The following is a 10,959-nucleotide window of genomic DNA, read 5'->3' as shown; positions in this document are numbered from 1 at the left end:
GAGTGTGGAGAAAAAGGCGCGCGCCCATAATGACGATAGGTCTGATGACTTGCTTCACCTTTAGGGGAAATTTCGTCGAGGGTATTGGTACAGCCGTTACCTTGACTTTAGTCGGGGTCACCCCTTGACTTTGGCCCATAGCCTCGTGCGCACAGAGACGATATTCTTCGGGACAACTTAACCGGAGAAGAAACGAAGCGTGGCCGCAGCACGTCTATCCTTCCCCACATTCGCTTTGCAGAAGTGGCGCCTGCCGGCAAGCATGCGTGCGCGGTTTGCAATCGCCGGCGGAGGATTGATGCTGCTCGCGATGATCGTTGGCGGTCTATACATTTCGCGCACGGCAATCGCGAAGGATATCGAGAACGCCGCCGCCTCGACCGGGCTTCTCGTCAGTCGTCTCCTCGACCCTTATGTCGACGAACTCAGTACTGACGGAGAGCTCGGGCCGTCCGGCAAGGCCTCGCTCGATGCCCTCCTTAGCCTTCCGCGGCTGACGGAACGCTTTCCCCATCTGGACATCTGGCACAACGGCGCGACGATCGCCTATTCGCGCCACGCGCCCATCATCGGCAGGACTTTCGAGCAATCTGACGCGCTTCGGGCGGCTTTCTCGGGTCAGATCACAGCGCGGTTGACCGACCTCGAGGCGGACGAACACATCGTTCGCGCGTTCGAGGAGCAGTTCCTCGAAATCTACATCCCGCTTCGAGAGGCAGTAACGGGCGAAGTGGTGGCCGTCGCCGAAATCCATGAAATCACGGACGCGCTCCACGATCAGGTCATCTTCATTCAGCGGCAGGTGTGGACCGTTCTTGCCTTATCCACACTGCTTCTGATGGGCTCGCTATACGGCATCGTCGCCCATGGAACACGTGTGATCGCAAATCAGAATAAACAACTTCGCAGCCAGCTCGACGAACTGAGCAGCGCGAACGATCAGATCGAACGGCTCAATCATCGGGTTCAAAGGGCATCGCATCACTTCGTGGAGAACACCGAACGCGTCATGCGGCAGGTCGGCGCGGATTTGCATGATGGCCCCGCCCAACTCGTCGCGCTGGCTGCCATGAAGGCAAACCGGCTTGCCGATCCCGACCACCCGCAGCGCGAAGCGATGGCAACACGAATGAAATCCCTTCTCGACGAGGCTATGGCCGAGATCCGGGCGATCTCGAAGGGCCTGATGCTGCCGGAAATCCAGCATGCCGCCCTCAAAGACGTCATTCGCCGGGCTGGCAGCCTGCATGAACTGCGCACGGCGACTTCTGTCACCTACCGGCTTTCCGGCGCGTCGAAAGTGCTGCCGCCTGCCCTGAATGTCTGCATATTCCGTTTCGTTCAGGAAGGTTTGAGCAATGCATTCTGGCATGCCGGTGGCCAGGACCAGACGGTCGGTTGCCAGGTTGAAGTCGCCTCCGTTGAGGTGACGGTGAGCGATAGCGGAGGCTGCGGGTATGGCGCACCGGACCGTGATGGTGGGCTTGGCCTTGACGCGATGCGCAACCGCGTCGAAAGCCTTGGCGGCCAGTTGAAGGTTCAGCCCCTTGCTCATGGCGGAACGCGCGTTGCGATCCGCCTGCCGATCGACGAGGAGCGCGACCCGTGAGCGAACCGCTTTCCGTTGTCGTCGTGGACGACCATGCGCTTTTTCGCGCTGGCGTTATCGGCTGTCTTGAGCAGGACCCTGAAATCCGGGTCGTCGCGGAAGGCGCCTCCGGCGGGGATGCCGTCGCATTATGCGCGGCAAAACTGCCGGCAATCGTGCTTCTCGACATATCAATGCCGGATGACGGCATAGCTGCCGTAAGGCAGATTGCGTCGATGGACCTCGGCACGCGCATCGTCATGCTGACGGTGTCGGAAAACGAGGACGACGTCATGCGCGCGCTGGATGCCGGCGCGGTCGGTTATGTCCCGAAGGGCGTTTCCGGGGCCGAACTGGTAGCGGCGGTCAAGACCGTTGCCGCAGGCGAAACCTTCGTTTCTCCCAATCTGGCCGTGCGTCTGGTCACGACACTGGCCGGTGGCCGACGGCCCAAGCAGGTCGATGCCCTCTCACCTCAGGAAAAGCGCACCTTGCAACTGGTCGCCCTGGGCCTGAACAACCGCGAATGCGCAACAAAACTCGCCGTCACAGAACAGACCGTCAAATATCATATGACCAATGTGATGAAGAAGCTGGGTGTCCGAAATCGCGTCGAAGCCGCCTTGATCGCACGAACGGAGTGGGGACTGAAAGCGCCCGGCGATCTTCCAGAGTAACTGCAGGAAAGCTAGAACGGCATTTCTACGGAAACGGGGGAGGCGACGAAATGAAGCGATTGATCGGTGGGTGTCTGTGCGGCCGCGTCCGGTTTGTGGCATCCGGATCGCCGTACCGCGTCGGTATCTGTCATTGCCTCGACTGCCGCAAACATCACGGCGCGTTCTTTCATGCATCGGCAATATTTCCGCACGACGCGGTGACGGTCGAAGGCGAGACGGGCGAGTATGCAGGCCGGTTTTTCTGCACCCGCTGCGGCTCATCCGTGTTCTCGCGAACTGCCGACGAAATCGAGATCAACCTTGGATCGCTGGACGCACCGGATCAGTTCATCCCGACCTACGAATTGTGGACGAGCCGTCGGGAGGCATGGCTACCACCATTCCCGGTCATCCGGCGATATGAACGGGATCGCGATGCGATGAGCCGTTTCGAGACGTAAATGTATGCGCGTCCCGCTTCAGTCGAAGCGCTGAAGCCATTTACGCGTTTCCTCCCGCTCATCCTCGCCGCCGCCCAGAACGAACAGCCCGCGCTTATAGGCGGAAAAGCGGATCGGCCGAACCAATTCCGCAACCCGTCGATATTCGTCGAGCACGATGGCCCGATTGCGATCGCCAAGCTGGGGAACGTCGCCTGCCTGAAGGATCGCACCACCGGGATACGAGTGAACCTGACACGTCGGTCCAAGCTTCTGCGCGACGGCATCCGGACCGCCAAGCTTTGCCAATGCGTCATCGCCCAGCACTGTCAGCCAGTTGATCGACTTAATCGATGTGACATCTGCCGCCGAGGCTTCTACGAGAAACATTCCCGGATCGGAAAAATCGAGGCCAGGAAAGCGCTTTAGGGCGGGCATCAACGCCATCACGCCGCCCGCGCCGAACTCGCCCTGCTCCAGCAGCACGCTGTAACCTGCCGTACCATGCGCGGCCTTCAGAACAGATGCCCATTTACGCGTGATTTCGACGAGATGCGCATAGCCGTGCGCCGCGACGAACGATGCCGGGAAATAGACGTTCAAATAGGAAAGCCCGAGCGGCGCGAGCGGATGTGGGCCGGCAGCGCTGAACGACATGGAAACCGGAACCGGCTCGTCGACAACCGCGCCGCCGGGATAGCCGAAGATGCTGGCGTCCAACGGCTCGTTCGGTTTCAGGGTAGCGGCTTTCCCCGCATAGTAGTCGAGATAGGCATCGCCATCGATCCGGCTCAGCCGGCTCGCATCCACCTTGAGATAGTGCGAAAGCTCGCCGGCGAAGTAACCGTGATATTCTCGCGCGATGCCCACGAGCGCCTCACGCCGTTCGACCGTGTCACCATTCTCGAAATAAAGTTCGACCGCAAAGCCGACCCGCCCGATCGTGAAGCCGCGATCATCGGTGAGTCTGATCTCATCGATGGCGGACGAATGGATCTCGTCGAGAGTGTCGTCAGTCATGTCTTTTCCCATTAAAACGCCGCACCGACGGAATATAAACCACCGCGTTGGCGATCGCGCGCTTCCCGGCCATTTCGAATGCCGCGCATGGCTTTCGTGATGTCGTGGCGTACGGGTTGGCATCCAGATAAATTGACAATCTCAAAGCACCGTAAATTATACATCGTATAATTATGGAGTTGATAATGGTCACCGCACACATATTCATCGCAACAAGCCTCGATGGGTTTATCGCTCGTGAAAATGGCGAAATCGATTGGCTTTTGAAGCACGACCAGGCCGGTGAGGATCATGGCTATGACGACTTCATAAGCGACATCGACGTTATCGTAATGGGTCGAGGGACCTACGAGTCGGTTCGAAGCATGGGAGACTGGTTCTATACCCGTCCTGTACTGGTTTTGTCGGCACGGCTCGCCCGAGAGGAGGTGCCGCTGGCGCTGAAAGACAAGGTCCGCTTTTCGGACGGGTCACCGGAAAGGGCGATGGCGATGCTTCAATCGGAAGGGGTAAAGCGCGCCTATGTGGATGGGGGTCGCGTCATTCGATCCTTTCTCGAGCGCGATATGATCAGCGACATGGTAATCACGCGGGTGCCGATCTTGCTTGGCACCGGTCGCCCGCTTTTTGGTGGCTGTCAGCGCGATTTGCCGCTTGCTCACAAGGGCACAAGGTCTTTTCCTTCCGGGCTGGTCCAGTCGCGCTATGAAGTCCTGAAATGACAGGGCGAAAAAGAGGCCGGCCGCGAGCCGACGCAAAGGCCGTTTCGCCAAAGCAGATCCTGGAAGAGGCCTTGGGGATACTCGATGCCGACGGTCTCGATGGCTTGAGCATGCGCGCATTGGCAACACGTGCGGGCATCAATCCCATGACGATCTATCACCACTTCGAAGACAGGAACGGGTTGATCAAAGCAGTGGCGGAAATTGTCTATGCGGATGTCATAATGCCTGAAACGGGCGAAGCCTTTGACCGTGCCCGTAATCTCCTGACGGACTACTACGCCAAAGTGGTTCGTTACCCATCGCTGACTTTGGCGATCTTCGCCCGGCCGGCTATTTTCCCCGATCACGCCAGGAGGATCACCGCTGAGTTGACCGCCCTGCTACAGAACCGCGATCATCCGCCTTGTCACGCAGCTCGTTGGACAAATATCCTTGTCGACTACACGCATGGAGCCGCTCTGGCCGTGGCGATACGCGACAAAACCACGTCGCCCCAGCTCTCAAGAGAAGCAATGCTTTCCAATTTCCAAGGCGGACTTACCGAACTGCTGGAGGCGTTCAAGAGAAGAACCTGTGAAGTTGACGAACTGGTCCTGATCTGGACAAAGCTCACTTGACGCTTTGCCTCGGCCGGCGGACGGCCCTCACCTTTCCACTGCTCCCGCCGCCGCAAAACAAGCGGTCGCCGCCATCGGATTCGAGCCCTGAGACGCCGGTTCCAGCCGGCATATTCAGTCGCTCGAGCACATCGCCTGTTTCGGGGTCGATACGACGAATGTCGCTGCCGTCATCGTCCCACGTGCCGTGCCACAGCTCGCCATCAAGCCATGTGACGCCGGTGACGAACCGATCGGATTCGATCGTGCGCAGCACTTTTCCGGTTTCGGTATCTAGCTGGTGGATCTTGCGGTTCCCATGCTGCCCGATCCACAGCGAACCGTCCGCCCACGCCAGCCCCGAATGGTCGCCGCCTGCCGGTGCCGGTATCGTGGCGATAACCTTGCCGGTCGCGGGATCGATCTTGCGGATCACGGCATCCCCTATCTGGAACAGGTGTTCGCCGTCGAAAGCCGTCCCCGCGTCGGCAGTGACATCGATCGATCGGAAAACCTCGCCATTTTCAGGATCGAAAGCGTTCAGCCTTTTGCCGGCGGCGAACCACACATGGGTGCCGTCGAAGCTCACGCCGGCTATGTGGTCGACATCGGGAAAGGGACCATATTCACGGATGATCTCTGCGGCTGAATTCTTCATGTCTTCATCCTAGCCGGAAATCCCGGTGACGGGGAGCAACAAGCTTGTCGGGAATCCCGGCACGCCCAACGCGATCCAACGGCAGGCCCGCCCGCGTCCGAACGCTTCGACCTTGCCGTCGCGCGCAAGATTCTCAAGTGCCCGTTGCACTGTGCGTGGGCTTACACTCAACGCCAGCGCCATTGCCGAAGTCGACCAGGCTTCTCCATCGCCGAGCAGCGCGAGCACCTCGCAATGCGCACCTTCGACGGGCGGCGCAAGAACGGCGACACGATCGGTGGTGAGCGGCCGCAGAACAAAACCATCGCTCGTCGCGCTCAGCATCGCGACCGACTTGACCGCCTCGCGCAGCCGAGCGATTTCGACACGCAGCCGGGCGCGATGCGACTCGTCCGCATGCTTTGCCTGGAAAACGCGTTCCAGAAGTGTCTCCCGTTTGACATCCTTCGGCCATGCTTCGGCAAGAGCGCGCATAAGTCGAAGCAGCACCGGGCGTGAGGCAACCGACACGATTGTCGTCCCCAAGCGCACGACGTTACGGCAGGCGTCGACGATGAGCGTGTCGGAAGCAAACTGCTTTTCAACGTCTTCCAGATGAAGCAGCCGCTCTGCACCGCGCATGAAAATGCGTGCCACCGGCGCTTCGAACGCTCGGATCGCCTGATCGACCTCGGATGCAAGCGCGGGAATGCGCGCATCTTCGCTCATCCGTCTCGCCCGTTCCAGAGCGGCCCTGGCCGGCGCCGCCCTGACACGGCGGATAGCGATTCCGGCCACGACGAGTTCGTATCCGACCCGTGGAGCGCGCGGCAGAACGGCAGCATCGAACGCGTCGAGCACCTTTTCGGCATCGTCGAGGCGGCCGATCAGGAGAAGATGCCGCGCTTCGAGATAGCCCGCATGTGCGGCATTGCGTCTGTCACCGGCAGCCTCGAGCACTGACCGCGCGGTACCAAGCATTTGCAATGACCGCCCCAGATCCCGGGAAACAAGGGCGATTTCAGCTTCGGCAAGCGCACAACGCGCACGGGCGACAGGCTGCTTGGCGCTGAAGGCTCGCGCAGCGCTTCGCAGAAGCTCCCTGGCTCGGTTAAGGTCACCGAGTTGCGCCATTGCAATGCCGCGCATCGCCAGCGCGGGCGGGTCATCGCGCAATGCAACCCTTTTCAGCGCAGTGAGGGCGTCACCGGTCAAAAGTGCAAGTGCGGCGGAGGCGATCAGCGAATCCATTGAAATCCCGTCACGCTTGTAACTCTTACTCGCCCCTACGCCCGGGGTAGCGTCCTTGTACCGCAACCGCCGGCAACGGCGAATTCGATGGGAGACGCGAAATGCCTATGTACGCAGCAACGGACAAGGTCGCCTCGTCGCCCGTACCGCTTATCGACGCGACCGGTCGGTTCGCACTCGCCGCTGCGCCCACATTCGCGTTCATGGCATGGATTTCCGCAATCAACGCACCGGACATGACGATCTGCTCCGCCATCTCTGCCTTCGTGCCCATCAACGACATGGCTTTGATGTACGCGCTCATGAGCCTCTTTCACCTCGTGCCTTGGCTGAAACTTCTTTCCGCCCGTCTGCGCGGCGTCGATCTACCCAACATTCGAACAAAAGGAGACTGACAATGCAACACGATGTTGTTTCACACGACGACTGGCTGGCCACTCGTCGAAAGTTCCTGAAAGCCGAAAAGGAACTCACCCGTCTTCGCGACAAGGTCGCACGCGAAAGGCTTGCCCTTCCTTGGGTTCGCATCGACAAGGAATACGTATTCGACACACTGGAAGGTCCACGCACGCTGAAAGATCTCTTCCATGGTCGCACGCAGCTACTCGTGCAGCATTTCATGTTCGCACCGGGCTGGAACGAGGGCTGCCCCAGTTGCTCCTATATGGCCGATCATAGCGACGGCATGATCCAGCATCTGGCGCATCACGACGTCACCATGATCGCCGTTTCGCGCGCACCCCTTGCCGAAATCGAGCAATACCGCAAACGCATGGGGTGGCAGTTCGAATGGGTGTCGTCCTTCGGCAACGACTTCAACTACGATTTCCGCGTCAGCTTCACGCCAGAGGAAGTCGCCAGTGGAGACATCGACTACAATTTCGGCGAATGGCATGAAATCGGCGAAGAGTGGCCGGGCGTCAGTGCCTTTTACAAAAACGACGCGGGCGAGATTTTTCGCACCTACTCCACTTACGGACGCGGCGTCGAGGTGATGATGGGCACCTACAGCATGCTCGACCTCGCCCCGAAGGGCCGCAACGAGGCCAGCGGAATGGACTGGGTGCGCCGTCACGATCGGTACGATGAGCCGTCCAAAAGACGATAATCGACCGGCAGCGAGCAAGCGAAGTGAACGCCGCATTTCCTTTGAGTCAGCCAGTTGCCATTAACGTGAAATCGCCGGATCGCTTTGGTGCTCGGTAGCGATCTGCGGTTGGAGGGCAACCTCAAGCAATTGGGAAGTTGGCGGAGGGAGTGGGATTCGAACCCACGGAGACATTGCTGCCTCGCCGGTTTTCAAGACCGGTGCCTTAAACCGCTCGGCCATCCCTCCGGCTTTGAGAGCGCAGCCTTCAGGCTTGGTCCCGTCTTGCTACCGGGCCTTTGCCGCCATTCGCTACTCAATGCGATCACGCTTCGGCTTTACCGCTGGACGGATTACCGCGTCAACCTGTTCCGGTATCGCTATCCGACTTCCCGCATATCCAGAACGACAGAGCGCATCGATCGTACCGACTGCTGTCATGGATCGATTTTCAGCTTCGCCCGTTTGGGCACCGATGGCGGCTCGCACCCGCCCGGAATGAGTTGGAGAAAAGTTCATGAAGAAGATTGTAGCGGCGGCTTTCGTTGCACCCCTGATCCTGACCGGCGGCGTCGCCTCCGCTGCCGATTCCGTGCAATATGCCCAGCCGGTTGCGGCTTATCCGGCCGGTGACCGCGATGGCGTGAAGATCGGTTATCTCGATTGTCGCATCGGCGGCGGTGTCGGCTACGTTATTGGTTCGGCAAAGGAACTCGAATGCGCGTTCCAGTCGACGACGGACAGCAGGCAGGCAGAAGCCTATGTCGGCACGATCCGCAAGATGGGTGTCGACCTCGGCTTCACGACGGAAGGCCGACTCGTTTGGGCCGTTTTCGCCCCGACCGCCGGATATCACCAAGGCTCGCTGAGCGGCCTTTATTCGGGCGCAACGGTCGAAGCGACGCTCGGCGCAGGCGTCGGCGCGAACATCCTGGTCGGCGGAACATCCGGCTCGGTTCATCTGCAGACCGTGAGCGCGACGGGCCAGTTGGGCCTCAATGTCGCGGCCGCCGGCACGTCCGTCACGCTCGAAGCGATCAATTGATCTGAGAGCGCATTTCGGCACTGCCGACGCATCAAAGGCTCCTCCTGCCTGACTGGCGGGAGGAGCTTTTTCATAACGCCACCTGGCAGCTTGGCCCGACGAGCTTCTTTCCGCGTTGACGGTTGCTGCGACAATGCCGGGCTCTATGTTGCAGGCGGGACAATTGCAGGAATTTTCATGACGGCAAACGGCAGGACGGGCATCGACCACGAGCGCTTGAAAAAGGTCGTGGAAGGCATTGCGTTGGAGATCGGCAACGCGACGGAGTGGGGCAAAGCGGCGGACTACATTCCCGAACTGGCGAAGATCGACACGAAGCAGTTCGGCATCGCGGTGCTGACGCGCGACGGTCAGACGATTATTGGTGGTGATGCCGATACACAGTTTTCGATCCAGAGTATTTCGAAGGTTTTCGCCCTTGCCATTGCGCTGAAGGCGAAAGGAGAAAAAGTCTGGAAACGGGTCGGCAAGGAACCGTCCGGCGACCCTTATAATTCGATTGTCGATCTGGAACGCCACAAGGGCTATCCGCGCAATCCCTTCATCAATCCCGGCGCTCTCGTCGTTGTCGACATGCTGCTCGATGCCCGCGAAAACGGCGACCTGCCCGATACCGTTCGCGACTTCATCGCGGACATGATCGGCGGTGATGGAATCGGCATCGACGAGGACGTGGTTCGCTCCGAACATACATCCGGTTATACGAACAAGGCCTTGGCCAACCTCGCCAAATCCTTCGGCAACCTCTCCCACGAAGTCGACGACGTGATGCACGTCTATGTGCGCCAATGCGCGATCGCGCTGTCGTGCCGGCAACTGGCGGCAGCGGGCCGATTCTTGATGCTCGACCGCGAAGACATCGACGACAAGGTGACGAAGACCGACGCCGAGCGCGCCCGGCGCATCAACGCCGTGATGCTGACATGCGGACAATATGACGGGTCCGGCGACTTTGCCTACCGGGTCGGCCTGCCGGCCAAAAGCGGCGTCGGCGGCGGCATTCTCGCTGTCGTGCCGAACACCGCCACGATCGCGGTGTGGTCTCCGGGTCTCGACGCGAACGGCAATTCGCTTTTGGGCACGCGCGCGCTCGAACGCCTCTCCCAACGAATGGACTGGTCGATCTTCGGCGCGGTGCGCCGCGTCTGATGTCAGCTATTTTCGATCACATCGCAGTTCTGCACGGCAACCGGAACTGGGGCAATGTGCTCGACGCCGGCACGGGCATAAACTCCCTGCGCTGGCTGCGGACGCTGCCCACCGAGCAGCTGACGGCCGTGACCGGCGCGGACCTGATGGTGCGGCGCATCCATGAGGCGATTGGCCCCTCGCCTGACCATGAACGCATCGTCGCGGGCAACTGGGCCGACCCGAACTTTCTTTCGAACCAAACGTTCGATGTCGTCTTGGCCGACTATCTGATCGGGGCGATGGACGGTTTCGCGCCCTATTTTCAGGATGAAATGATCGAGCGGTTGCGCGTGCTTTGCGCAGGGCGGCTCTATCTCGTCGGTCTTGAACCCTATGTGCTCGATAGGCCCGCGACACCCGAAGGCGAAATCGTCTTTCGCATCGGGCGTCTGCGCGACACGTTCCTGCTTCTGTCCGGCCAGAAGACCTATCGCGAATTTCCGCTGAACTGGGTCACGCGACATCTGGGACGTGCCGGCTTTCGCCTCGTGGACGTTCGCAAATTCCCGATCCGCTACCGGGCGCGCTTCGTCAACGCGCAACTCGATATGTGCGTCAACCGCCTGCATCTGGTGCCGGAAGATCTGCGTGACGCCCTCGCCGCCCATGTCGAGGAACTTCGCCAGGAGGCGCTGGGCCTCGAAGCAAAAAACGACGGGCTGCGTCTCGGGTTCGACTACGTCGTCGCTGCGGAAGCCGCCTGAACATGTGGGTTAACCA

General features: G+C 60.0%; 13 protein-coding genes and 1 tRNA gene. 10 read left to right on the top strand and 4 right to left on the bottom strand.

All coding sequences use genetic code 11. The annotated features are described in order from the left end of the window. The first annotated feature begins 298 nt into the window (after positions 1-298). From ACX82Z_RS06485 to ACX82Z_RS06475, 3 genes are read left to right on the top strand one after another with little or no spacing between them, the layout of a single operon-like run. A complete protein-coding gene (locus ACX82Z_RS06485; RefSeq protein WP_459587369.1) occupies positions 299-1,609 on the top strand; it encodes a sensor histidine kinase in 1,311 nt (436 codons plus the stop codon). Further along, the gene (locus ACX82Z_RS06480; RefSeq protein ID WP_459587367.1) at positions 1,606-2,265 is read left to right on the top strand and encodes a response regulator; all 660 of its coding nucleotides are present in this window, start codon (positions 1,606-1,608) and stop codon (positions 2,263-2,265) included. The genes ACX82Z_RS06485 and ACX82Z_RS06480 overlap by 4 nt, the downstream gene beginning before the upstream one ends. A gap of 50 nt (positions 2,266-2,315) precedes the next feature. Beyond that, complete coding sequence (locus ACX82Z_RS06475; protein WP_459587365.1) at positions 2,316-2,708, top strand: GFA family protein; 393 nt, start codon at positions 2,316-2,318, stop codon at positions 2,706-2,708. Positions 2,709-2,726: 18 nt separating this feature from the next. On the opposite strand, the gene ACX82Z_RS06470 is transcribed toward ACX82Z_RS06475, so the two are convergent. Beyond that, the gene (locus ACX82Z_RS06470; protein ID WP_459587364.1) at positions 2,727-3,707 is read right to left on the bottom strand and encodes a type VI immunity family protein; all 981 of its coding nucleotides are present in this window, start codon (positions 3,705-3,707) and stop codon (positions 2,727-2,729) included. Between the two features lie 185 nt (positions 3,708-3,892). On the opposite strand from ACX82Z_RS06470, the gene ACX82Z_RS06465 reads away from it, so the two are divergent. Then, complete coding sequence (locus ACX82Z_RS06465; RefSeq protein WP_459587363.1) at positions 3,893-4,429, top strand: dihydrofolate reductase family protein; 537 nt, start codon at positions 3,893-3,895, stop codon at positions 4,427-4,429. Further along, complete coding sequence (locus tag ACX82Z_RS06460) at positions 4,426-5,049, top strand: TetR/AcrR family transcriptional regulator (RefSeq protein WP_459587362.1); 624 nt, start codon at positions 4,426-4,428, stop codon at positions 5,047-5,049. The genes ACX82Z_RS06465 and ACX82Z_RS06460 overlap by 4 nt, the downstream gene beginning before the upstream one ends. Here the strand turns inward: ACX82Z_RS06460 and ACX82Z_RS06455 are convergent. Both ACX82Z_RS06455 and ACX82Z_RS06450 read right to left on the bottom strand, forming a co-directional pair. After that, positions 5,042-5,686, bottom strand: a complete 645-nt coding sequence (locus ACX82Z_RS06455) for a Vgb family protein (RefSeq protein ID WP_459587360.1) — start codon at positions 5,684-5,686, stop codon at positions 5,042-5,044. The two genes, ACX82Z_RS06460 and ACX82Z_RS06455, sit on opposite strands and share 8 nt — an antisense overlap. A 9-nt stretch (positions 5,687-5,695) precedes the next feature. Further along, positions 5,696-6,916, bottom strand: coding sequence for a helix-turn-helix domain-containing protein (locus ACX82Z_RS06450; RefSeq protein WP_459587358.1), 1,221 nt, complete (start codon positions 6,914-6,916; stop codon positions 5,696-5,698). A gap of 101 nt (positions 6,917-7,017) precedes the next feature. Between ACX82Z_RS06450 and ACX82Z_RS06445 the strand changes: the two genes are divergently transcribed. Then, positions 7,018-7,311, top strand: a complete 294-nt coding sequence (locus tag ACX82Z_RS06445; RefSeq protein ID WP_459587356.1) for a hypothetical protein — start codon at positions 7,018-7,020, stop codon at positions 7,309-7,311. Between the two features lie 2 nt (positions 7,312-7,313). After that, the gene (locus tag ACX82Z_RS06440) at positions 7,314-8,024 is read left to right on the top strand and encodes a DUF899 domain-containing protein (RefSeq protein WP_459587355.1); all 711 of its coding nucleotides are present in this window, start codon (positions 7,314-7,316) and stop codon (positions 8,022-8,024) included. Positions 8,025-8,162: 138 nt separating this feature from the next. Here the strand turns inward: ACX82Z_RS06440 and ACX82Z_RS06435 are convergent. Further along, positions 8,163-8,252, bottom strand: a tRNA-Ser gene (locus ACX82Z_RS06435). 268 nt (positions 8,253-8,520) lie between these two features. Between ACX82Z_RS06435 and ACX82Z_RS06430 the strand changes: the two genes are divergently transcribed. The 3 genes from ACX82Z_RS06430 (at position 8,521) to ACX82Z_RS06420 (ending at position 10,943) form a co-directional block, all read left to right on the top strand. Further along, entirely contained in the window at positions 8,521-9,048 is a 528-nt protein-coding gene (locus ACX82Z_RS06430; protein ID WP_459587353.1) for a DUF992 domain-containing protein, read from the top strand. A gap of 177 nt (positions 9,049-9,225) precedes the next feature. Next, on the top strand, positions 9,226-10,197 hold the full coding sequence (locus ACX82Z_RS06425) for a glutaminase (RefSeq protein WP_459587352.1): 972 nt from the start codon (positions 9,226-9,228) through the stop codon (positions 10,195-10,197). Next, positions 10,197-10,943, top strand: a complete 747-nt coding sequence (locus tag ACX82Z_RS06420; protein ID WP_459587351.1) for a class I SAM-dependent methyltransferase — start codon at positions 10,197-10,199, stop codon at positions 10,941-10,943. Before ACX82Z_RS06425 ends, ACX82Z_RS06420 begins: the two co-directional genes overlap by 1 nt. Positions 10,944-10,959: the final 16 nt, after the last annotated feature.

The sequence above is a fragment of the Aliihoeflea sp. PC F10.4 genome (assembly GCF_054612275.1).
This window is presented reverse-complemented; position numbering and strand designations above follow the sequence as displayed.